Source organism: Pseudomonas graminis, from assembly GCF_001705435.1.
Lineage (GTDB): Bacteria > Pseudomonadota > Gammaproteobacteria > Pseudomonadales > Pseudomonadaceae > Aquipseudomonas > Aquipseudomonas graminis_B.
The window spans coordinates 270,462-293,797 of sequence record NZ_MDEN01000061.1 but is presented as its reverse complement, the minus strand read 5'-3'; the positions used below and the strand labels follow the sequence as shown (position 1 = coordinate 293,797).

General features: G+C 63.0%; 20 protein-coding genes and 1 other RNA gene. 11 read left to right on the top strand and 10 right to left on the bottom strand.

Going from position 1 to position 23,336, the window contains the following annotated elements:
• The first annotated feature begins 828 nt into the window (after positions 1-828).
• The gene (locus BBI10_RS11980; RefSeq protein WP_065988709.1) at positions 829-1,995 is read left to right on the top strand and encodes a zinc-binding metallopeptidase family protein; all 1,167 of its coding nucleotides are present in this window, start codon (positions 829-831) and stop codon (positions 1,993-1,995) included.
• Between the two features lie 171 nt (positions 1,996-2,166).
• The gene (locus BBI10_RS11975) at positions 2,167-3,972 is read left to right on the top strand and encodes a putative bifunctional diguanylate cyclase/phosphodiesterase (RefSeq protein ID WP_065988708.1); all 1,806 of its coding nucleotides are present in this window, start codon (positions 2,167-2,169) and stop codon (positions 3,970-3,972) included.
• 4 nt (positions 3,973-3,976) lie between these two features.
• Here BBI10_RS11975 and BBI10_RS11970 read toward each other — a convergent pair whose 3' ends face one another.
• Positions 3,977-4,471: a GNAT family N-acetyltransferase gene (locus BBI10_RS11970; RefSeq protein ID WP_065988707.1), complete on the bottom strand. Its 495-nt coding sequence runs from the start codon at positions 4,469-4,471 to the stop codon at positions 3,977-3,979.
• A gap of 235 nt (positions 4,472-4,706) precedes the next feature.
• On the opposite strand from BBI10_RS11970, the gene ffs reads away from it, so the two are divergent.
• The 5 genes from ffs to BBI10_RS11945 all read left to right on the top strand — a co-directional run bounded on the left by ffs (position 4,707) and on the right by BBI10_RS11945 (position 8,505).
• Positions 4,707-4,803: signal recognition particle sRNA small type (gene ffs, locus BBI10_RS11965), an RNA gene on the top strand.
• Positions 4,804-5,136: 333 nt separating this feature from the next.
• Entirely contained in the window at positions 5,137-5,811 is a 675-nt protein-coding gene (locus BBI10_RS11960) for an HAD-IA family hydrolase (RefSeq protein ID WP_065988706.1), read from the top strand.
• Between the two features lie 102 nt (positions 5,812-5,913).
• On the top strand, positions 5,914-6,840 hold the full coding sequence (gene coaA / locus BBI10_RS11955) for a type I pantothenate kinase (protein ID WP_065988705.1): 927 nt from the start codon (positions 5,914-5,916) through the stop codon (positions 6,838-6,840).
• A complete protein-coding gene (locus BBI10_RS11950; protein WP_065988704.1) occupies positions 6,840-7,208 on the top strand; it encodes a Rap1a/Tai family immunity protein in 369 nt (122 codons plus the stop codon). The genes coaA and BBI10_RS11950 overlap by 1 nt, the downstream gene beginning before the upstream one ends.
• Before the next feature lie 100 nt (positions 7,209-7,308).
• Positions 7,309-8,505 (top strand): MFS transporter, encoded by a 1,197-nt coding sequence (locus BBI10_RS11945; RefSeq protein WP_065988703.1) that lies wholly within the window; start codon positions 7,309-7,311, stop codon positions 8,503-8,505.
• Positions 8,506-8,551: 46 nt separating this feature from the next.
• Here BBI10_RS11945 and acpA read toward each other — a convergent pair whose 3' ends face one another.
• Positions 8,552-10,258: an acid phosphatase gene (gene acpA / locus BBI10_RS11940; RefSeq protein ID WP_065988702.1), complete on the bottom strand. Its 1,707-nt coding sequence runs from the start codon at positions 10,256-10,258 to the stop codon at positions 8,552-8,554.
• A 236-nt stretch (positions 10,259-10,494) separates the two neighbouring features.
• A complete protein-coding gene (locus BBI10_RS11935; protein ID WP_244160347.1) occupies positions 10,495-11,250 on the bottom strand; it encodes a substrate-binding periplasmic protein in 756 nt (251 codons plus the stop codon).
• 231 nt (positions 11,251-11,481) lie between these two features.
• On the opposite strand from BBI10_RS11935, the gene dnaX reads away from it, so the two are divergent.
• From dnaX to recR, 4 genes are all read left to right on the top strand, one after another.
• A complete protein-coding gene (gene dnaX / locus BBI10_RS11930; protein ID WP_065988700.1) occupies positions 11,482-13,635 on the top strand; it encodes a DNA polymerase III subunit gamma/tau in 2,154 nt (717 codons plus the stop codon).
• A 95-nt stretch (positions 13,636-13,730) separates the two neighbouring features.
• A complete protein-coding gene (locus BBI10_RS11925) occupies positions 13,731-14,057 on the top strand; it encodes a YbaB/EbfC family nucleoid-associated protein (protein WP_065988699.1) in 327 nt (108 codons plus the stop codon).
• Between the two features lie 180 nt (positions 14,058-14,237).
• Positions 14,238-15,266: an NADP-dependent oxidoreductase gene (locus BBI10_RS11920; RefSeq protein WP_065988698.1), complete on the top strand. Its 1,029-nt coding sequence runs from the start codon at positions 14,238-14,240 to the stop codon at positions 15,264-15,266.
• A gap of 69 nt (positions 15,267-15,335) precedes the next feature.
• The gene (gene recR / locus BBI10_RS11915) at positions 15,336-15,938 is read left to right on the top strand and encodes a recombination mediator RecR (protein WP_065988697.1); all 603 of its coding nucleotides are present in this window, start codon (positions 15,336-15,338) and stop codon (positions 15,936-15,938) included.
• 179 nt (positions 15,939-16,117) lie between these two features.
• Here recR and BBI10_RS11910 read toward each other — a convergent pair whose 3' ends face one another.
• From BBI10_RS11910 to BBI10_RS11880, 7 genes are all read right to left on the bottom strand, one after another.
• Positions 16,118-16,666 (bottom strand): adenine phosphoribosyltransferase, encoded by a 549-nt coding sequence (locus tag BBI10_RS11910; protein WP_065988696.1) that lies wholly within the window; start codon positions 16,664-16,666, stop codon positions 16,118-16,120.
• Between the two features lie 63 nt (positions 16,667-16,729).
• Positions 16,730-17,464: a fumarate/nitrate reduction transcriptional regulator Fnr gene (gene fnr, locus BBI10_RS11905; RefSeq protein ID WP_065988695.1), complete on the bottom strand. Its 735-nt coding sequence runs from the start codon at positions 17,462-17,464 to the stop codon at positions 16,730-16,732.
• Between the two features lie 148 nt (positions 17,465-17,612).
• A complete protein-coding gene (gene hemN, locus BBI10_RS11900; protein WP_065988694.1) occupies positions 17,613-18,995 on the bottom strand; it encodes an oxygen-independent coproporphyrinogen III oxidase in 1,383 nt (460 codons plus the stop codon).
• An 89-nt stretch (positions 18,996-19,084) separates the two neighbouring features.
• Positions 19,085-19,831 carry a sulfite exporter TauE/SafE family protein gene (locus BBI10_RS11895; protein ID WP_083233090.1) on the bottom strand — a complete coding sequence of 249 codons (747 nt, stop codon included), beginning with the start codon at positions 19,829-19,831 and terminating at the stop codon, positions 19,085-19,087.
• Positions 19,832-20,065: 234 nt separating this feature from the next.
• Complete coding sequence (ccoS, locus tag BBI10_RS11890; RefSeq protein ID WP_065988693.1) at positions 20,066-20,281, bottom strand: cbb3-type cytochrome oxidase assembly protein CcoS; 216 nt, start codon at positions 20,279-20,281, stop codon at positions 20,066-20,068.
• Between the two features lie 25 nt (positions 20,282-20,306).
• A complete protein-coding gene (locus BBI10_RS11885; protein WP_065988764.1) occupies positions 20,307-22,772 on the bottom strand; it encodes a heavy metal translocating P-type ATPase in 2,466 nt (821 codons plus the stop codon).
• A 19-nt stretch (positions 22,773-22,791) separates the two neighbouring features.
• Positions 22,792-23,325, bottom strand: a complete 534-nt coding sequence (locus BBI10_RS11880) for a FixH family protein (protein WP_065988692.1) — start codon at positions 23,323-23,325, stop codon at positions 22,792-22,794.
• Positions 23,326-23,336: the final 11 nt, after the last annotated feature.

Here is a 23,336-nt window from a genome sequence, read left to right as displayed (position 1 = left end):
GCCCGCGCCGAACGGACATCCATGTCCTGACGGCGCTCTCGCCGCATCCCTGCGGCTCGGCCCACTGCGCGAGACCTGCGTTCAGCCTGCACCCAAGTCGCGTTCTGCGGTGTTTGGGCTTTTTGTGCAGGAAGATCAAAAGCGCTTTCAAAGCAGATCAAGGGCTTCCCGGCTAAAGCCGGTCCTACGGTCGAGGTCTGCCGCGACTCTTGCAGAATGCACGCGCTGCCGTTAGTGGGACCGGCTTTAGCCGGGAAGGGGGCAGTTCAGTCACCATCAGTTTCTCAGTTCGGCAACTGATCGTTCCCACGCTCCGCGTGGGCATGCATCCCAAGACGCTCCGCGTCATGCAGGGACGCGGAGCGTCCGAGGTGGCGTTACCACGCGGAGCGTGGGAGCGATCAACGATCAGCAGAAACAACGCGCACCCGTAGGACCGGCTTCAGCCGGGAAGCCTTTGATCTGCACTTGATCTTGATCTTGATCTTCATACACAGCCAGCCCAGACACCGCCAATCGCGACTTGGGTGCAGGCCGAACGCAGACGACGCGGAGTGGGCCGAGCGGCATGGATGCCGCGAGAGCGCCGTCAGGACATGGATGTCCGTTCGGCGCGGGCCCACGGAGCGTCGTCGGAGTGAGGGAACCCTGAGGAACGAAGGGCCAAACCAGGAGCAGGCACCCTTGGTTACTTGGGGTGCTTTTCCAAGTAACTCGCCGAAGGCGAAACAGTCCCGCCGTTAGGCGGGACCTAGAGTAAGCACAGATCCCACGGAACCCCCGCCACCCTTGACGATCTAGTGCTTGCAGCCCCATCAGGATATCGCCATGTTCCAGTTCTTCGAGCAACTCAGCACACGGATCGCGGCGCCGTTCGCCGGTGAGAACAAACGCAACAGCAAAGTCTGGCAATGCCATTGCGGACAGTCGGTGTTTTTCCGCAACAGCCAGTGCCTGGCCTGCTCCGCAGCGTTGGGGTATCTCCCCGAGCAGAGCAAGATTGCCGCGCTGGAACCGGGCCCGGAGGCGCAGACCTGGCGTCTCACCGACGAGCCCCAGGCCGGGCTCTACCGCCGTTGCGCCAACCTCGACACGGCAGCCGCCTGCAATTGGGTGTTTCCGGCGCTGAACGCCGGCGACTTTTGCATCGCTTGCAGCCTCAACAAGACCATCCCCGACCTGTCCGTGCCGGAAAACCCTGAGCGCTGGGGCAAGATCGAGACCGCCAAGCGCCGGCTGGTTGCACAGTTGATCACCCTCGGCCTTCACGTCGTCCCCAAAAGCGTCGACGAAGAACGCGGCCTGGCCTTCGAATTCCTCGGCGTCGACCTGGAAGGCAACCTGCCCACCACCGGCCATGCCAGTGGCTTGATCACCCTCAACGTCGAAGAAGCCGACGACGCCATTCGTGAGAAGGTTCGCGTGCAGATGCACGAACCCTACCGCACGCTACTCGGGCATTTCCGTCATGAAGTGGGGCATTACTACTGGGACCGCCTGATCGCCGACACCTACTGGCAGGACGGTTTCCGCAACCTGTTCGGCGATGACCGCGCCAGCTACGCCGACGCCCTTGACCATCACTACCAGCATGGCGCGCCGGCCGACTGGCAGCAGAGCTTTGTCAGCGCCTACGCGACCATGCACCCGTGGGAAGACTGGGCCGAAACCTGGGCGCATTACCTGCACATGATGGACGCCGTCGACACCGCCCTGAGCCTGGGCATGAGTGCCCGTGACATGGACCTCGACTACCAGCCGTTCCCGCTGGAAACCCTGTACGACCCTCAGCATCCGGGCGGTCCGGCGTTTCTCTCGTTCGTCAATGCGTGGATCGAGCTGGCGGGCATGCTCAACGAATTGTCCCGCGCCATGGGTCAGGCGGATTTCTATCCGTTCGTGTTGCCTCCGGCGGTCATCACCAAGCTGCATTTCATCCATCTGGTCATACAGGGTGCTGGCGGCAAGGCTGATGAGGTGCTGCAGGTGCAGTGATTCACTCAGGTGAGTGAGGGCTAAAAAGCACGGGTACGAAGCGGTGAAAGGACTTCGCCGCTTGTCCGCGATGCCTGCAACGGGGAAAAAGGGGTGCTATTTTCCCTGTACATATCGTTTTGACACTACTGGCAAGGCGATTGGCAAAGCGGTCTAAAAGGGACTTCAGTTATGGCCACTGGTGCTCCATTTCCCCAAAACGAGCGTTCCCGGATTTCGCGCATCACCCACATGGGTTTAATCGATGCGACAGCGGACGACGTGCTCGACCACATCATTTTGATGGTGACCCACTATTTCGAGGTCCCCATTGCCCTTGTTTCCATCGTCAGCGAGCACCGCCAATGGTTTCGCGCGCGGGCAGGCCTTGACGAGCGCGAGACGCCCCGCGAAATCGCCTTCTGCGCATACACCATCCTCAGCCCCGAAATCTTCCAGGTCCCTGACGCGATGCTCGATCCGCGCTTCAGCGACAATCCGCTGGTGACTGGCGAGCCTCACATCCGCTTCTACGCCGGCGTGCCGCTGGTGACCGCCGACGGCCTGGCCCTGGGCACGCTGTGCATCATCGACAGCACGCCTCGGCCGCCACTCGGCCCGCGCGACGTGGCGATGCTGGAGATGTATGGCCAGCTGGTCATGAAGCGGCTCAACAACCTGCGCCATGCCAGCTACGTCGATCAGCCCACCGGTCTGTTCAACCGTCTGCGCCTGCAAGAAGACCTCGCCGCCCTGGCGGATCGGCGCAAATACGCGCTGGTTGCGCTGGACATGGTCGCGCCAGCGTTTCTCGACAGCATCGTCAAAGCGCTGGGCTACAGCTTCGCCCAGGAACTGGTGCGCTGCATGATCGAAAACTGCCGCAGCCAGTTGCCTGCCGACACCGCGTTGTACAAGGTCAGCCCCACGCGCATCGCGCTGATCACCCGCAACGCCCGGCCGGAGCAGGCCGAGCTGCTGTTTCGGCAGTTGCTCGAGCATTTTCGGCGGCCGCTGATCTGTCGCAACATCCCCATTCAAATGGACGTCGGCATCGGCGTGCTGCCGTTGGGCCTGGACCGCTGTGATGAGCACGACTGGATTCGGCTGGTGGTCAGCGCGGCGGACGAAGCCCGCGGCAAGTCGACGGGCTGGCGCTGGTACGAGCCGCACCTGGACTTCGCCCAGCAACGGGCCTTTCTGCTGCTGGCGGCGCTGGCCGAAGCCGTGCGCAGCCCGGATCAACTGTCGCTGGTGTATCAGCCAAGGCTTGAAGTGGCCACCGGCCGCATCGTGACCGTCGAAGCGCTGTTGCGGTGGCAGCACCCGGTGCTGGGCCCGATCAGCCCGGCGGAATTTATCCCGTTGGCGGAAAAGACCGCCCTGATTCGCTCGCTCAGCCTTTGGGTGTTGAGAAAGGCCGTTGCCCAGGCGGCGCTCTGGCAGGCGCAGGGCTATGCCTTCAAAGTGGCGATGAACGTGTCGGCAATCGATCTGGCCAACGCGTCATTCAGCGATGCGCTGTTCGAGCAATTGACGGTCAGCGGTCTCGACCCGAGTGGCTTCGAGCTCGAATTCACCGAAAGCGCCCTGTGCGACAACCCTGAAGTCACCCGGCTGCAGCTGGAGCGCTTGCGCGCATTGAACATCGACATCGCCATCGATGACTTCGGCACCGGCTACAGCAACTGGACCTACCTGCGGCAATTGCCCGCCACCACGGTCAAGCTGGACAAATCGCTGGTGGAAAACATCGACAGCAATGACAAGGATCGCGGCCTGGTGGAAGCCATCGTTGATCTGGCGATGCGCCTGGGCTATCGCGTCGTTGCAGAAGGCGCCGAAACCGAAGGCGTCTACGAAATCCTCTGCGAGCTGGGTTGCCACGAAGTGCAGGGCTTCCTGGTCGCGCGGCCCATGACCGTCACCGCGCTCGAGCACTGGATGAACGTCGAGTGCTGCAGCAAAGTCTGGCAGTTGCGATCACTGGCCCATTGAGTGATTACAGTGCGAGCAGCATCAGCCGCTCGACACTGACGTGGTCCGGATCGCGCTCGGGCAACGCCTGCCAACCCAGCGCCAGGTACAACTGGCGCGCCGGGTGATTGCCGGCCTCCACCGCCAGCATCAACTGCGCAGTGTCTGGCCATAAATCCCGCGCCAACGCCGGCAGCGCGCGCAGGCATTGCTTGCCGAGACCACCGCCTTGAAAGCGTTTATCGACCATCAACGCGTGCAGCGTGGTGGTCACCTTCGCGTGCTCACGTGCCCACTCCGGCAACAGCGACCTGCGCTTGAGCACGAAAAAGCCCCGGGGGATGTCGTCCACCAGCAGTACGAAGCCCTGCCGGTCGGCGACGGGACGTGCGGTCAGCGTGTGCAGACCGCCATGAATGTCGCCGACGTGGCGGATCTGCTCGGGGAGCAGCTCGATCTCCAGCAACTGGCGCTGTTGGGTGGGGGAGAGGGATTCATGGCGGGTGAGCGCGAACTGCATCGGTGGTTCCTGTGTCTTGCGCCCTGGCGGGGCCGGGCAGGGGCCAGCCACTTGCGTGTGGGAGGTGAAAAGGCAGGCGTCATTGTGCCGCATTCAGCGCCTCATGCGCTGCATCGGGCAGGCGACGAGGGGCTCACGGCGCTCAAAATCTTAATCTGAAACAAGAGGTTGTAACTTCTCGCGAGACCGGTACAATGGCGCGGCTCGCCACTGGCGAGCGTCGTTATGGTGACCCCATCGGTCCCCCCGCAACGATTACCCGTGAACCTGGTCAGAGCCGGAAGGCAGCAGCCACAGCGGGAACATTGTGTGCCGGGGTGTGGCTGGTGGGGTTGCCTCCATAACGCACTCTCGTCGCCATGACGAGTATTGATCATCCGCATCCCTGGCGGCCTCGATCCCTTCCACTCTCTCAAATTTTTCATCCCTGTCTTGTTGGCAAATGGCTGCGTGTCTCAACGTTGTTATCTCTGATCGCGTGGCTCGTCGGAACCCGACCTTGAGGGAATGATCCTTAACCAACGCTGAACCATAGTGTTAGGCCACATGCGGTTCATCGCCGTATGCGCCGCCTAGAATGGAGTCCATCGCGAAGAAACCCACAGGCCCATCACGCTGACTGGCCGGGCATCCTCCGCACGCCACCCCTCCGCTCAGGAATAATAATGATGACAACCGACACCCCATCACCCCTCCGTCCAACACCCCCCATCCAACTCGTACTTTTCGACCTGCTCACCGCTTTGCTGGACTCCTGGACCCTGTGGAATTCAGTCGCCGGCTCCGAGGAGCTGGGCCGGACCTGGCGCATGGCCTACCTGAAGGCGACCTACGGCTGCGGCCGCTATCGCCCCTATGACACGCTGGTGGAGCAGGCGGCGATGGAAGTCGGCCTGGGCAAGCATGCCGCCGCAGAACTCGATCGGCGCTTCGGGGAGTTGCAGCCCTGGCCGGAAGCCCAGTCGGTCCTCGAATCCCTCAAGCCTCATTACAAGCTGGGTATCGTCACCAACTGTTCGGAGCGCCTGGGCCGGATCGCGGCGGAGGTGCTGGGTATCCCGTTCGACGTGGTCATTACCTCGGAGAAAGCCGGCTTTTATAAGCCCGACCCCGCGCCTTATCGTCTGGCGCTGGACACCGTGGGTGTGGATGCCAGCCATGCCGTGTTCGTCGCGGGTTCGGCGTACGATCTGTTCGGCACGGCCAAGGTGGGACTGCCGACGATTTGGCATAACCGTCTTGGCCTGTCTGCGCCCGAAGGTGCGCCGGCGCCTATGATCATGCGGCCGACGCTGGAAACCCTGGCTGCGGATCTGGCAGAGATGCCGTCAGCGAGGTAAGCCAGTCGCCCCGGCAGATTCAAATAAATCTGCCCTCCATTTGGACCAATACGATAGTCTTCGCACCATTGTTGATACGGACACCTGACTGGAACGCGATTGATGGCCCCTGATGACTATCTGGTAATGAGCAGCGCGGAGTGGGCGGGGCTGCGCGCCAGTACGCCATTGACGTTGTCCGAAGAGGACCTCGCCGCATTGCGGGGCGTGAACGAGGACATCTCGCTGGAGGATGTCGCCAACATCTACCTGCCGTTGTCGCGCCTGATCAACCTGCACGTCAGCGCCGCGCGCAATCTCGACAGCATCAAGGACACCTTTCTCGGACGCCCTGCCAAGCGCCAGACCTATGTGGTCGCGGTGGCAGGCAGCGTCGCGGTCGGCAAGAGCACCTTCGCCCGGGTGTTACAGGCGCTGATGGCGCGCTGGCCGGATCATCCCCGGGTCGATCTGATCACCACCGACGGCTTTTTGCACCCCAATGCCCGGCTTGTCGCCGACGGCATCATGCACCGCAAGGGCTTTCCGGAAAGCTACGATCGCAAGCGCATGGTCAAGTTTCTCTCTGACCTGAAGGCCGGCACGCCGGAAATCACCGCCCCGGTCTATTCCCACATCAGCTATGACATCGTCCCGGACCAGTTCTTCAAGGTCAGCCAGCCCGACATCCTGATTTTCGAAGGGTTGAACGTGTTGCAGACCGCGGGCAATGACGGGCAGAAACCCGGCAGCATCGTCTCGGACTTCTTTGACTTTTCAATCTATCTGGACGCCGAAGAGGGTGACATCGAGCGCTGGTACGTCGAGCGCTTTCTGATGCTGCAACGCACCGCGTTTCGCGCGCGAGGCGCCTACTTCCGCGAACTGGCCGATCTGCCGCCGGAGAAATCCCCGGACGCGGCGCGCAAAATCTGGCACGACATCAACCGGCCCAATCTGCTGGAAAACATCCTGCCGACCCGTGAGCGCGCCAGTCTCGTGGTGCGTAAGGCGTCGGACCATTCGGTGAAGGAATTGTGGCTACGCTGATGGGTAAATCAATCGCGGGCGTGTCGGCGTTATTCGCGCTCTGTGTGAGCGCTGGCGCTCTGGCGGACGGCAACAAGTTGTTGCTCGAATGCCAGGACGGGATCAACAGCATGAGCGGCGGCGTGGCGCAGAACGGCGTGGGCGTCGGGCATTGTGTCGGGGTGCTGCAAGCGACGATGGACACTCTGGATCTGTTCCACGAGGCGGGCGGATTGCCCCGGCTGGTGTGCGTGCCCGAAGGTGGCATTCCGATGATCCAGTCGATGCGCATTATTGTGCAGTCCTTGCAGGCCCATCCCGAGAGCTTGCACCTGAATGAATCCGTGTTGGTGGTCGCGGCGTTGAAAAACGCGTTTCCCTGTCAGTAATGCGCCGGTTTTACGCTAGCCTGTGGGTTGATCCAGCACTGATTATCCGGGTCGACTCCTGCCGCCGCGCCGGCGACGGACCTCAGCAAGGATGCCGATGATGCGTGCCAATGCACTGATTGTGCTGTTACTCACGGGGCTCGTGGCGGCCACCTACGGTTTCGGGATCTACCTCTTCGCCCAACTGGTGCCGGACATGCGCGCCAGCCTGGGCTTCGATATCGCTTACGTGGGCACCATCACCGCAGCGGGGCAGGCGGGGTTTCTCGCCAGCGCGCTGTTGGCGGCCTGGCTGACGCCTCGTGTTGGCGGCGGCTGGATGATCTTCGGATCGGGCGCCGTGTGCGCCCTGGCCTTGCTGCTCATGCCCCTGGCGCAGAACGTGGTGCTGATCGGTGTGCTGCTGACTGTTCTGGCTGGCACGGCGGCGACGGTGTTCGTGCCGATGGTCGACGTGATCGCGCGCGCCGTGCCCTATCAATACCGCGGCATGGCCATGGGGCTGGTGTCGAGCGGCACCAGTTATGGCGTGTTCATCAACAGCCTGCTGGTGCCGTTGTATGCGCCCCAGGGCGAGTGGCGCACGGTGTGGTGGATCGTCGGGCTGATCACGGTCGTGCTGGTGGCCGGCGTGTTTCTGGTGTTCAAACGCGCGCGGCTCTTTCTGCGCAACGATGAGAGCACCAGTGAGGGCGGGCCAGGCAAAGGCGTGCTGCGTGAGGCGCTGCAGGGCTGGGTATACAAGGTCTGGTCGATGAATTTTCTGATCGGCTTCTCGACCTTTCCGTTTCAGAACTACCTGTCGTCCTACTTGCGCACGGAGTTGCATTTCGGCGTCGAATACACCGCGCAGATCTGGGCCAGCATCGGTTTCGTCGGCATGTTCAGCGGCCTGGCGCTCGGCGCGTTGTCGGACCGCATCGGCCTGCGTGCGGCGATGCTGATGGTGTACGTCTGCGTGGCGACGGCAGCGGTGATTCTGGTCGTCGCGCCGACCGGCTACTGGCCGCTGGTGGCGGGCGTCGTGTTTGCCGTGGCGTTCTACCCGATCTTCGGACTGATACCGGCGTACGTGTCGAAGATGGCGTCCCGTGCTGCGCTGGCCGTGACCATCTTCGGCATCGCCAACATAATGCAGGGCGTGGGCGGCATGCTCGGCAATTACTGCGCCGGGCTGCTGGCGAGCCTGAGCGGCTCGTTCGTTGCCGTGTATGGGGTGATTGCAGGAGTTGCCGTTGTGCTGGCGGTGTTGACCGCCTGCTTGCCGAACGAGCGCGGCGGTCGGCAGGCGGCTTGATTACACATAAGATCAGCTCACCTGCCCGCGATGGTTGCGCGCCTGTCTACGCCGGAAACTGCAGCGCGTTGCTCAGGTCACCCATCGGTGCCTGACCCCGTGCGGCCATGGCGTTGTCGCGCTCGGTCAGTCCGTCCAGTTTTTCCAGACCATGCACCCGCGTAATCAGACGCAGGATCGAGGCGGTGTCGTACACCGTGTGGTCGACCGTGCCTTTGCGCGCGAAGGGTGAAATCACGATCGCCGGCACCCGCGTGCCCGGTCCCCAGCGATCGCCTTTCGGCGGCGCAACGTGGTCCCACCAGCCGCCGTTTTCGTCGACCGTGATGATAATCACCATGTTCTTCCACTGCGGGCTGTTGCGCAGCACTTTGATCGCGCGATCGATGTGTCGGTCGCCGGCCGCCACGTCGGCGTAACCGGCGTGCATGTTGAGGTTGCCCTGGGGTTTGTAGAAGGTCACTGCGGGCAGCTTGCCCGCCTCGGCGTCGGCCAGGAATTTATTACTGGAGGACTCGTCGCCCAGGCCGCCGTCGCGCAGGCGCTTCTTGCGCTCTGCCGGATTGTCGGGGCCCTGCTGCTTGAAGTAGTTGAACGGCTGGTGGTGGTACTGGAAGTTCGGGATTTTCGGGATGCCCGTCGAGTCCTTGTACTCGTCCGGCGTCACCTGCCAAGCGCCGGCGTACCAGGCCCAGTCGACGTTCTTTTTCGAGAGCTTGTCGCCGATGTGTTCATGGGTTTGCGGCACCAGGACGTTGGCCAGCCCCGGCTGCGAATAGTCCGGTTTCTCCTTGTCCCGCAGCCAGGTCGGCCAGTAGGGCGGGGCCATGGTGTTGACGCCGTAACCGTCCGGCGTCAGCGCGCTCGGGCCGAATTGTGGCGGGCCGGTCATGGCGCTGACCGGTGACTTCTCCAGGGGTTTGAGCCGATAGTCCAGCGGGTCGCTGCTTTCCAGCACGGCGATCTGCGATTTGGCCGGGGAGTTCGCCGCGTCCGGGTAGAAGGGCGCTCGGGCCGAGATCAGGTACTGGTGGTTGAGGAACGATCCGCCGAAAGCGCCCTGGAAGAAGTTGTCGCAGAGCACGAATTCTTTGGCGACGTCCCACAGGCGCAGGGAATATTGGGTCTGGGCGTAATAGCCCATGGTCAGGCCGCCGGAATCCGCCCAAGCGACGAAGGCGTCGTTCTTGCCGCCATTGATCTGCATCTGGTTCTGGTAAAACACGTGCCACAAGTCCCGGGTGACGACGCTGAGTGGCAGGTCCTCGCCGCTCGGGCCTTTGAGGGGGAAGGGCGCGTTGGGCAGGTTTTCCTGGTACTGCACGCCTGTGGCGTAGGTCACGCCGTCGACGCTTTGCGGGCCGATCTGGCAGACACCGCCCCAGCACTGCGGCAGGGTGTCGAGGACTTTGCCGTCGCGGTCGCGCTGGCGGTAGTGGTCGGCTTTCACGGCGGAAAGCGGGTGCTCGACGCCGGGGAAGTTGGCGAACAGGTTATTGAAGCTGCGGTTCTCGCCGTAGATGACCACGATGGTCTTGACGTTGTCCTGCAGCGCTTTGTCCAGCGCCGGGCCGGTCAGCAGGGCGTCCGTTGCAGGCTTGCCTTCAACGCCTGATTCGGCAGCGCCCACCACGCCACTCAGGGTCGCGCCTGCGCCCAGCACCGCCACGCCACCGAGGAAGCGTCGGCGGCTGTCATCCACCTGTGGCCGGGGGACTGAAGCCTGTGCTGGATCTTCCGGTTTCTTGCTCATGGCGGGCGCTCGCAGGTCGAGTTGTTACAACATGTGTCGCCGGAGCCTAGCGAGGGAATATGACGGGATTGCTACAGCGGTGGGTGACATCAAAGTTGTGGTGTGCCCCATGACGCCTTCCCGGCTAAAGCCGGTCCTACACGGAAGAGGCCAGTGGGAACGCCATCAGTCTTGCGGTGTGTCACATGACGCTTTCCCGGCTAAAGCCAGTCCCACATCAGGAAAACGGCGCAGGCTCAATAGGGATCGGCCGGATTCCCCGAATGCACCTGATACCGCTCGACAATCCGCTCGATCTCCCCGGACATCTTCATCCTCAGCAGCGTGCGCATGATGCGTTGCGCCGGCACGCTCGGGTCGTTGCGGGCGACGCAGCCCACCGGCTGCTCATCGATGACCCACACGGCCCTGAGTTTCTCGTCGGCTTTCTGATCGCGGTTGTACCAGTCCAGCGACCACTGGGTGTCCACGGCGTATCGGTAGCGGTGGGCCGAGAGCTTTTGCAGAACCTGCTCCTGCAACCTCGCGTCTTCGCGGATCAGATCGCGGGTGGCGAACAGCGGGTCCAGCACCGGGTAGGCGTAGCCCAGCACCGTACCGATGTGATCGCCGAGAATTGCGCTCAGTTCAAAGGGGGTGGTGTCGTAGGCGCTGCCGACCAGCACGTTGCGCTGGGTCAGCAGCGGCAGGCTCCAGGTGAAGTCCCCCAACATGTCCGGCAACCAGGACTGGGCGGCGTAACACCGCACGTCAACGTCACCGCGCTCGGTGGCCGCCTGCACACGCAGCCGCGGGTACACGCGGTACTGGGCGGTCTGGCCGATCTGGCGGGCCAGACTTTCCATGATGTCGAACAGAATCCCGGCCTCTGGCCCGTCGGGGCCCACCTGCATCAGCGGCATCGACCAACTGTCGGCCACGGCAAAGCGCAACGGCGGACCGTCTGCGAGCGCCGACGCGCTCCATAACCCCAAGGCACTCGAAAGTCCCAAGCCACTCACCCACACTCGCATCCGGATCCCTCGAAGTAACAGTGCGACGTTTCAAGCCTGCTGTGTCTTCGGAATCCAGGTGTGGGACCTTGTGAGGGAACCGTCTCGCGGAGCCGTCTTGCGGAGCCAGGCCAGCCATAATAAAGCGATAAGCGTCGGACACCAGATGCAATTTTGCCCCTGCTCCGCTAGCATTGGCGGTCTTCCGCAACCCAGTCGCGACGGTTTTCAATGAGTTATCAGGTTCTTGCACGTAAATGGCGTCCGCGCTCGTTCCGCGAAATGGTCGGCCAGACCCATGTGCTCAAGGCCTTGATCAACGCGTTGGACAGCCAGCGCCTGCACCACGCCTATTTATTCACTGGCACACGCGGGGTCGGCAAGACCACCATCGCGCGGATCATCGCCAAGTGCCTGAACTGTGAAACCGGCATCACGTCAACGCCGTGTGGCGAATGTTCGGTGTGCCGCGAGATCGACGAGGGCCGTTTTGTCGACCTGATCGAGATCGACGCCGCCAGCCGCACCAAGGTCGAAGACACCCGCGAGTTGCTCGACAATGTGCAATACGCGCCCAGTCGCGGCCGCTTCAAGGTCTACCTGATCGACGAAGTGCACATGCTCTCCAGCCACTCGTTCAACGCGTTGCTCAAGACGCTGGAAGAGCCGCCGCCCTACGTCAAGTTCATCCTCGCCACAACGGACCCGCAGAAGCTGCCCGCCACCATTCTGTCGCGCTGCCTGCAGTTCTCCCTGAAAAACATGACGCCTGAGCGTGTGGTCGAGCATTTGACCCACGTTCTCGGCGTGGAGAACGTTCCGTTCGAAGACGATGCGCTGTGGCTGCTCGGTCGCGCGGCCGATGGCTCGATGCGTGACGCCATGAGCCTTACCGACCAGGCGATTGCTTTCGGCGAAGGCAAAGTGTTGGCGTCCGACGTGCGCGCCATGCTTGGCACGCTGGATCACGGCCAGGTGTTCGACGTACTGGCTGCGTTGATCGAAGGCGATGCCCGTTCGTTGCTTGAAGCCGTGCGGCATCTGGCCGAACAGGGGCCGGACTGGAGCGGCGTGCTCTCGGAGATTCTGAACGTATTGCACCGGGTCGCCATCGCCCAGGCGCTGCCTGAAGGGGTCGATAACGGCCACGGCGATCGCGATCGCGTGCTGGCCCTGGCCCAGGCGTTGCCCGCCGAAGACGTGCAGTTCTACTACCAGATGGGCTTGATCGGTCGCCGCGATCTGCCGCTGGCGCCGGATCCCCGGGGCGGTTTCGAGATGGTGCTGCTGCGCATGCTGGCGTTCCGGCCCGCAGACGTCGACAACGCGCCGACGCAGCCGTTAAAGTCAGTGGGGATCAGCCCGGCCACGGTTGATTCCCGGACAGCGGTGGCGAGTTCAGCATCCGCAGCATCCCGACCCCAGACCGCCCCGGCGCCTGTCATCGACACGTCGGCGCCTGTCGCCGTGCCCGAGCCTGTGGCGGCAAAGGCGGAGGCAGAGATCGATCTGCCGTGGAACGAGCCAAAAGCTGCGGCGCCAGCCAATACTGCCGAGCCTGAGCCTGAGCCTGAGCCTGAGCCTGAGCCTGAGCCCGAGGACGAGCCGTCCCCACAGCCCGCGCCCGTGGCCGAGAGGCCCGAGGCCGTCCTCGACACCGTCGCCGAGCAGCCGGACCTGACGCCAATGCCGGCACCGGCCCCCGCGAGCCCTGTGCCGGACGCGCCCGAACTCGCATCGTCAGAACAGCTGCAAGCCGCTGCCGAGGCGGTGACACCGCAAATGATCGAGCACGTGCCCGATGCCGCACCTTACGTGCCGGCGCCGATGGAGCGCGACGACGAGCCGCCGCCCGATGACGACTACATCGAGCCGGACATCGACATCGACCCGGCGTCGTTCGCTTATCTCGATGACCTGGCCCACGAAGCCGTCGAAGCGGTGGAGAAGGAGCCCGAGCTGCTGCCGGCCTCCAAACCTGCCACCGGTCTTGCGGCGGACTGGCTTGAGCTGTTCCCGAAACTTCCGATTTCCGGCATGACCGGCAGCATCGCCGCCAACTGCACGCTGATTTCGGTGGAAGGCGACAACTGGCTGCTGCACCTTGATCCGGCCCACAGTGCGCTGTTCAACTCGACGCAGCAGCGCCGTCTGAACGACGCGCTGAACCAATACCATGAACGCACCCTCAACCTGAGTATCGAACTGATCAAGCCCGAGCAGGAAACCCCGGCTCAGGCGGCGGCGCGTCGGCGTGCCGATCGGCAGAAGCAGGCCGAGGCGGCGATCCACAGCGATCCGTTCATTCAGCAGATGATGCAGCAGTTCGGTGCGTCGATTCGCGATGACACCATTGTTCCGGTGGATGCGCCGACGCAGGCGTAAGTCCACGCCCGATGATTCCCGGGGGCGCTAAGCTGATAGGGCGCCCCTAATTGTTCAATGACTTTCTATCCGATGACTTCCGAGGAGTAACTCCCATGATGAAAGGTGGCATGGCAGGCCTGATGAAGCAGGCTCAGCAGATGCAGGAAAAAATGGCCAAGATGCAGGAAGAACTGGCCAACGCTGAAGTGACCGGCCAGTCTGGCGCCGGTCTGGTCAGCGTGGTCATGACCGGGCGTCATGACGTCAAGCGCGTCAGCCTGGACGACAGCCTGATGCAGGAAGAGAAGGAAATTCTGGAAGACCTGATCGCTGCGGCCGTCAACGACGCTGTGCGCAAGATCGAAGCGGCCAGCCAGGAAAAGACCGCCAGCATGACCGCCGGCATGCAGCTGCCGCCGGGCATGAAAATGCCGTTCTGATCGGACGGCGGTTGCGACATCAAGATGCCAGGCCCTCGTGCCTGGCATTTTCGTTTGGGCACGGCGGCAAGCCGTCAGCACGAAGCGCGCCATAGGGAGCCCACATCCGACCGAACCCGTCCGGCTGCCCACGGTCTGCTTTCTATACCCTTGCAACCCTTCATCATGGAGCCCATTCCGATGACCCAAGAATTGATCCTCAACCAGCGTGTCGTCCTGGCATCCCGCCCCCAGGGCGCGCCGACCCCGGAAAACTTCCGACTCGAGCGCGAGGCGCTGCCTGACCTGCAAGACGGTCAGGTGCAGCTGCGCACGCTCTACCTGTCCCTCGATCCCTACATGCGCGGTCGCATGAGCGACGCGCCGTCCTACGCGGCACCGGTGGAAATCGACGCGGTGATGGAGGGCGGCGCGGTCAGCGTGGTCGAGCAGTCGCGCAATCCTGCATTCAAGGAAGGTGATCTGGTCGTGGGTCAGACCGGCTGGCAGACCCACAGCATTTCTGATGGCAGCAATCTATTGATGGCGCCGAAGGACCTGCCCAGCCCGTCAATGGCGGTCGGCGTGCTCGGTATGCCGGGCATCACCGGTTACATGGGCTTGATGGACATCGGCAAGCCGAAAGCGGGCGAAACCCTGGTCGTCGCGGCGGCTTCGGGGGCAGTCGGTTCGGTGGTCGGCCAAGTGGCCAAGCTCAATGGCCTGCGGGTGGTGGGCGTTGCCGGTGGCGAAGACAAGTGCCGTTACGTGGTCGATGAGCTGGGTTTTGACGCTTGCATCGATCACCGCAGCGAGGACTTCGCCGAGCAGCTGAAGGCGGCCGTTCCGGACGGCATCGACATCTATTTCGAACTGGTCGGCGGCAAGGTGCTGGAATCGGTCATACCGCTGCTCAATGAGCGTGCGCGGGTGCCGTTGTGCGGCCTGATCGCCCATTACAACGCCCAGAGTGAGCCAGAGGGGCCGAATCGGCTGCCGCTGTTGATGCGCACGCTGCTGACCAAGCGTGCGAAGATTCAGGGCTTCATCGTCTACGAAGAGTATTACGATCGCCTGGACGAATTCATGCAGGCCATGATTCCGCTGGTGAAGGACGGCAAGGTGAAATTCCGCGAAGACGTGGTTGAAGGCCTGGAGAACGCGCCGGACGCGTTCATTGGCCTGCTCGACGGCAAGAACTTTGGCAAGCTGGTGGTCAAGGTCTCATGACCCTGATTTGACGGTAATCGGAGGCGCGGGTATAAACCGCGTCTCGTGTTTTTGTCGGACGTTTCTCCAATGAGCTTCAGCCCCCTGATTCGCCAGTTGATCGACTCCCTGCGCATCCTGCCCGGCGTCGGTCAGAAAACCGCCCAGCGCATGGCGTTGCAGCTGCTGGAGCGTGATCGCAGTGGTGGCTCGCGTCTGTCCCAGGCGTTGAGTCAGGCGATGGAAGGCGTTGGTCACTGCAAACAATGCCGCACCCTCACCGAAGAAGAACTCTGCCCGCAATGCTCGGACGTCCGGCGCGACGACACGCTGCTCTGCGTGGTGGAGGGCCCGATGGACGTTTATGCGGTGGAACAGACCGGTTACCGCGGGCGCTACTTCGTGCTCAAGGGGCATCTGTCGCCGCTGGACGGTCTGGGGCCTGAAGCCATTGGCATTCCGCAGCTGGTGGCACGGATCGAAGAGCAGGGCTCGTTCACCGAAGTTATCCTCGCCACCAACCCGACGGTCGAAGGCGAAGCGACGGCGCACTACATCGCCCAACTGCTGACCAACAAAGGCCTGGTCACCTCGCGCATTGCCCACGGCGTGCCGCTCGGTGGCGAGCTGGAACTGGTCGACGGCGGCACGCTGGCGCACTCGTTTGCAGGGCGCAAGCCGATTCAGTTGTAACGAGTCTCTCCGTCTTCAATGCGCTGAGTACCTGTCGGAGTGAACTCGGGTGCAGGACCGGCTTTAGCCGGGAAGGCGGCAGGTGTCACACCCCGAATCCAGGGTGCCCTCACTGGCCTGTTCCCGGCTAAAGCCGGTCCTACAGACATCCGGCGAACCGATCGACTTTGATCGTGGCCTTACTTCTCCGTCAACGCAAACTGGGTCAGGCAGAACGTCGGGATTTCCATGTCGCGCAGGCGTTGTGAACCGCCCAGCTCCGGCAAATCAATAATCGCAGCGGCTTCGTGAACCTTGGCGCCCATGCGGCGGATCAGGTTGGCCGCGGCGACAAGGGTACCGCCGGTGGCGATCAGGTCATCGAACATCACCACTGAATCCCCGTCGCACAAGCTGTCGGCGTGGACTTCCAGCAGCGCTTCGCCGTATTCGGTCTGATAGGCCTCGGCCAGCACATCGGCCGGCAACTTCCCTTGCTTGCGAAACAGCACCAGCGGTTTGTTCAGTTCGTAGGCGACGATCGAACCGATGAGAAACCCGCGCGCGTCCATGGCGCCGACGTGGGTGAACTCGGCGTCGATGTAACGCTGGATGAAGCTGTCGATGACCAGGCGCAGGGCCTTGGGTGACTGGAACAGCGGGGTGATGTCACGGAAAATCACGCCGGGTTTGGGGAAGTCCACCACAGGGCGGATGAGGGATTTGATGCTGACTTCGTCGAAAATCATAAGGATCTCGGGCAGGACATGACTCAAAAGACGCCAGTCTAAGCCCGCCCGGACCATCATGCATCAGCTTTCCAGCGATCCCCCGGCCAGCGCGCAGAGCTGAATCGGGTCAAGGATGTGGATTTCCTTGCCCTCGGCGGCGATCAACTCGTTTTGCTGAAAGCGGGTGAACACCCGGGACACGGTTTCCACCGCCAGGCCCAGGTAGTTGCCGATCTCGTTGCGCGACATGCTCAGGCGAAACTGGTTGGCGGAGAAACCCCGGGCGCGGAAGCGGGCGGAGAGGTTGACCAGAAACGTGGCGATGCGCTCGTCGGCGGTTTTCTTCGAGAGCAGCAGCATCATTTGTTGGTCATCGCGGATTTCCCGGCTCATCACCCGCATCAACTGGCGACGCAATTGCGGCAGTTGCACCGACAATTCGTCCAGCCGTTCGAAGGGGATTTCGCACACCGATGTGGTCTCCAGGGCCTGGGCCGTGACGGGATACGCCTCGGCGTCCATGCCCGACAGCCCGACCAGTTCGCTGGGCAGGTGAAAACCGGTGAGTTGTTCTTCGCCGCTGTCGCTGAGGCTGAAGGTTTTCAACGCGCCGGAACGGACGGCGTAGACGGAAGCGAAGGTGTCGCCCTGACGAAACAGAACATCGCCTTTCTTCAAGGGGCGGCCGCGTTTGACGATTTCGTCCAGTGCGTCCATGTCTTCCATGTTCAATGAAAGCGGAAGGCACAACGGGGCCAGGCTGCAATCCTTGCAATGAGCCTGGGTGTGAGCACGCAGTTTGACTGGCTCAGACATCGGGTAATTCCTTGTGAAGAAACACACATAAGTCGTAAGGGTAACTCAGGGTCAGCCCTGCGACTACCACGCGCCTTCCTTGGCCCGAAATCATTCCTCCGCGCCAGGCGGAACATTCCTATATCACCTGGGCCTATATCACGCGGGCCTATATCACCTGGGAATAGCGCTGACGGTTCTGCGTGCCCAAATACGCATCGAACACCATGCAGATCGAGCGCACCAGCAGGCGTCCTGCCGGGGTGACGGTGATGCCTGTCGGGTCGATATGAATCAGCCCGTCCGTGGCCATGGTCAGCAATTGCGGCCACTGCTCGCGGAAATATTCCCGAAAGTGAATGGCAAATGCGTTTTCGACGGCGGCGAAATCCAGGCGGAAATGACAGATCAGCTGGCTGATGATGGTGCGCCGCAGCTGATCGTCTTCGTTGCAGAGCAGACCGCGTTTGGTGGCCAGTTGGTCGCTGGCCAGCAGGGTCTGGTACTCGGTGAGGTCTACGGTGTTCTGTGCATACAGCTCGCCGATCTGGCTGATCGCCGAGACACCGAGGCCGATCAGGTCGCAGTGGCCATGGGTGGTGTAGCCCTGAAAATTGCGCTGCAACGTGCCTTCTTCCTGAGCGATGGCGAGGTCGTCATCGGGCAGCGCAAAGTGGTCCATGCCGATGTAGCGATAGCCTGCACGCGTCAGCTGCTCGATGGTGCGCTGGAGCATCTCCAGCTTCTGTTCCGGGCTGGGCAACTGAGCGGTGTCGATGCGCCGTTGGGGCATGAAGCGCTCGGGCAGGTGGGCGTAGTTGAACACCGACAGCCGGTCGGGCTGCAGGGCGATGACTTGCTCGACGGTGTGGGCAAAACCCTCTGGTGTCTGCAGCGGCAGGCCATAGATGAGGTCGATGTTCACCGAGCGAAACTGCAGGGTGCGCGCGGCTTCGACGATGGCGCGGGTTTCTTCCAGGCTTTGCAGGCGGTTGATTGCCCGCTGCACCAGCGGATCAAGGTCCTGGACGCCGAGGCTGACGCGGTTGAAGCCCAGCTCGCGCAACAGGCCCATGGTCGACCAGTCCGCCTCGCGCGGATCGATTTCGATGCCGTAGTCACCGGAGTGGTCATCCAGCAGGGTGAAGTGCTGGCGCAAATGGGCCATCAGCTGGCGCAGTTCAAGGTGACTAAGAAAGGTCGGCGTGCCGCCGCCGAAGTGCAATTGCTCCACCACCTGACGGTCATCGACGTGGGCGGCGATCAGGCTGATCTCGCGTTCGAGCCGCTGCAGATAGGCCTGGGAGCGACCGCGGTCCTTGGTGATGACTTTGTTGCAGGCACAGTAGTAGCAAATGTTGGCGCAGAACGGGATGTGCACGTACAGCGACAACGGCCGCGACGCCTTGCGGCTGTCTCGCAGCCCATGGAGCAGCTCGAAGGCGCCAACCTGCGTATGAAATTGCACGGCGGTGGGGTAGGACGTGTAACGCGGCCCTGCCAGATCGTAGCGACGGATGAGTTCAGAATCCCAACGAAGGTCGTCGAGCATGGGGGCGTTCCCGATAAGGATGGCGGTGCGGGAAGTGTAGGGAAGCCGCCGGTGAGGGCATTGATCTGGGTCAACGGATGGGGGCTGGGTTACTCGTGGCCCATGCCTGCATGATCCATGGCGGGATGCATGTCGTGATTCATCGTGTGATGCGTGTGACCCATGAGCCACTGTTGATGGGGGCCGGGGAGTGTCCACAGGCCGAACAGAATCACCAGCACTCCGCCAGCCACGCGCACGCTGCGCCGACGGAGCAGGGCGGTGATGCGCTCGGCGGCCAGGCCCGTGGCGAGCAGCACCGGCCAGGTGCCGACGCCGAACGCGAGCATCAACAATGCGCTGTGCAGCGCATTGCCCTGGCTGGCCGACCACAGCAACGTGCTGTAAACCAGCCCGCATGGCAGCCAGCCCCACACCGCGCCCATCAGTAAAGCCCGGGGTGTCGTCGACACCGGCATCAGGCGGCGGGCCAGCGGTTGCAGGTAACGCCAAATCCAGCGGCCCAGGCCTTCGATGCGGGTCAGGCCGCTCCACCATCCGGCCAGGTACAGGCCCATCGTGATCATCAGCAGCCCCGCGATCACCCGCAACAGAATCGCCCCCGGGCTGTTGGCGACGGCCCAGCCGAGCATGCCTGTGAGCAATCCCGCGCAGGCATAGCTGAAAACACGTCCGACGTTGTAGGCCACCAGCAGGCGCAGGCGTCTTCCGCGTTGCTCCGGGGGGATGGCAAAGGTGAGCGCGCCCATCAGACCGCCGCACATGCCCAGGCAATGACCGCCGCCGAGCAGGCCCAGCACGAGGGCGGAGAGGAGTTGGGGGAAGAGGTCATGCATGGTTTCGACCCGAGAATCTCGCGTTGACGGTTGATACGCCTTCGGGAGCAAGGTGGAGCGTTACCCCGGTCGTCCCACATGAAAATGCATCAAGCCTGACGGCATCGCAGATATATCTGCCAACGCATGGACTGTGGGAGCGAGCTTGCTCGCGAAGAGGCCGGTACATCCGACGGATATGCAGCGGTCGATTGTCGGCCTTCGTGAGTAAGCTCACTGCCACAGGGACCGGGTTCATGTGGCTGAATCCTTCTTGACGGCCGATGTCTCTTTCCCCGACGCTTCATCCACCCCAGCCTTGTGCCCTGGATCCTGATCGTCGAACAGAATGCTGTGGGCCGGGCCGTCGAGGTCGTCGTACTGACCGCTGTCCACCGCCCAGAAAAAAATATAAATGGCCACCGCCACAATCAGCAGCGCCACCGGAATCATGATGTAGAGCGCAGGCATCGGGCCTCCGAATCGGGGCGTGGGTTCATGGGGTCACCGTCTGACGGGCAGCCATGGATTCTGCAGAAATCGGCTTCATCCGCGTCAGACGTAACGCATTCAACACCACCACCAGCGAACTCACCGACATTCCCGCCGCCGCCCACAACGGCGTCACCCAGCCCAGCGCCGCGAAGGGCAGCACCAGCCCGTTGTACAACCCGGCCCACGCCAGGTTTTCCAGAATGATCCGCCGCGTGCGCCGAGCGAGGCCAAACGCATCGACCAACACGTGCAGACGATTCGACAGCAGCACCGCATCGGCGCTGGTCTTGGCCAGATCGGTGGCCGAGCCCATGGCGATGCTGATGTCGGCCGCCGCCAGCATCGGCACATCATTGACCCCGTCGCCGATCACCAGAAGGGTCCGGCCCTCGGCGCGCAGCCCTTGCAGAATGGCGAGTTTGTCATCCGGCCGCAGGCTGCCCCGGGCGTCATCGATCTGCAACTGAGTCGCGACAATGGACACCATGGGCGAACTGTCGCCGGACAACAACAACGTCTGCCAGCCGCGCTGTTTGCACGCGGTGACCAACCCTGCGGCGTCGTCCCGCAGCCGATCATCCAGCACCAGCCAGGCGAGGGCTTGGGTGTCATCCCCCAGCAGCAACCACTGACCGGGCTCCTCCGGCATGGAGGGCACGGCGACGCCACTCAAGGCGCAGACAAACCCGGGCTGACCGATGCGCAAGAGGCGCCCGTTGACCTCGCCTTCCAGGCCCAGGCCCGGCGTCGCGACCACCCGTTCAGCGGTCAGCGGCGTTTTGCCGAACGCCCGGGCAATCGGGTGTTCAGACCGACTTTCCAGCGCCGCTGCCAGGCTCAAACAGTCGTCACTGCTCAGGGCGCCAAGGCTGCGAACCGCCCTCAACGTCAGGCGCCCTTCGGTCAGCGTGCCGGTCTTGTCGAAGATCACCGTATCGATCCGGTTCAGCCCCTCCAGCACATGGCCTCGGGTCAGCAGCAGCCCGAGCCTGTGCAGCGTGCCGGTGGCGGCGGTCAGCGCGGTCGGGGTCGCCAGCGACAAGGCGCACGGGCAAGTGGCGACCAGCATCGCCAGCACGATCCAGAATGCGCGGCCGGCATCGAGCTGCCACCAGACCACACCGACACACGCCGCCAGCACCAGCGAAATCAGCAAAAACCACTGCGCCGCGCGGTCCGCCATCTGCGCCAGGGGCGGCTTCTCCGATTGTGCGCGGTCCAGCAGTCGGACGACGGCGGAGAGCCGGGTGTCAGCGCCCAACGCGAGCACTTCCACAGTGAGCACGCTTTCACTATTGGCGGTGCCGGCGGTAACGGCGTCTCCCACCTGGCGCGGCTGAGGCAGGTACTCCCCGGTGAGCAGCGATTCGTCGATGCTCGAGCGACCCGCGATGATTCGGCCGTCCGCCGGCAACATTGCGCCGGGGTGCACCAGCACGTGATCGTGCACACGCAACTGATCAGTCAGGACACGCTCGGTCTGACCGTCCGCATCCAGTCGCAGGCAGGAGGCCGGCAGCAGATTGACCAGTTGCTCGGTCGCTAAGCGGGTGCGTTCCCGGGCGCGGCGTTCGAGGTAGCGGCCGCTAAGCAGGAACAGCGCGAACATGCCGACCGCGTCGAAATACAATTCGCCGACCCCGGTGACCGCCGTCCAGAGGCCCGCAACGTACGCCGCGCCAATCGCCAGCGACACCGAAACGTCCATGGTCAGATGGCGGGCGTGCAGGTCGCGCAGCGCCCCTTTGAAGAACGGCGCGCAGCTGTAGAACACGATGGGCGTCGTCAGAAACATCGCCACCCAACGCAGGATTGTGTGCATTTCCGGGCTGAGGTCGATGTTGAATTCGGGCCAGGTCGCCATGGTCGCCATCATCGCCTGAAACCACAGCAGCCCGGCGACGCCCAGTTGACGCAGGCTGCGACGGTTTTCCAGGGCCAGGCGCTCGGTGGCTGCATCCGCCTGATAAGGGTGAGCGGCGTAACCGATGCCGCGCAGCTCGGACAGGACCTCGCTCAAGGGTAATGGCTGGTCATGCCAGCGCAGGTGCAAGCGGTGATTGGACAGGTTGAGCCGCGCTTCGACCACGGCGGGCAACATGCGCAGATGCCGCTCGATCAGCCAGCCGCACGCCGCGCAGGTGATGCCTTCGATCATCAGCGTCGTTTCAGCCACATCGCCGGCGACATCGCCAGAGGGGGTGTCATGGCGGACAAAGGGCGCTTGCACGTCGGGACGATCAAAGAGGGCCTGTTCATCGGCTGACGGCGAGGGCAACACCTGCGGATTGACCGACGCTTCGCTGCGATGCAGGTAGTAGCTTTCCAGGTCGCCGGCAACGATGGCGTGGGCCACGGCCTGACAGCCGGGGCAGCAGAATTCCCGCGCCTCACCCAGCACCGAAGCGACGAAGCGCCCGCCCGGCGGGACCGGTAGCGTGCAGTGGTAGCAAGGCCGCAGGGTAATTCCCTCAGTCGCTTTCACGTCAATGCCCGCCAGCGCCCTGAAGCGGCTCGTCGCCCAGGGTCAGTGGCTGCCCGGGAACGATCCGTTCTTCTTCGAACAGGCGCCAGGTCTGGGCGTTCTCCACTCCCAGCAATTCGACGAAACGCCGGCCTTCGACCCTGTCGGCCAGCTGCCCGACGTAGCGCCCCGGCTGCGACGGCGTGCGCGCCAGCACCACTTTGCGGTCTTTGTCCGGCTGGGTTGGGGAGATCAGGTTCAGGACCAGGGTTTCCGGCTGGCTGGTGCCGCTCAGTTGCACATCCACTTCGCCGGTCAGCTCGTCGAGAGCCACGCGGGCGTGCAGGTTGAGGGACTGACCCAGCAACTCGCGATCGAGTGAGCGATTGATGCCTTTGCCGGTCTCGTAATAGTTGTCGGTGACCAGGTTGTCCGGGTGGGTGACGGCGATGGTGACCATGGCCAGGGTCAACGCCACCGAGCAGGCCAGAATGCCGATGATGATCCACGGCCATAGATGCCGGTGCCAGGGACGTGCTGCGGTGACTGGGGTCATTTCCGACCTCT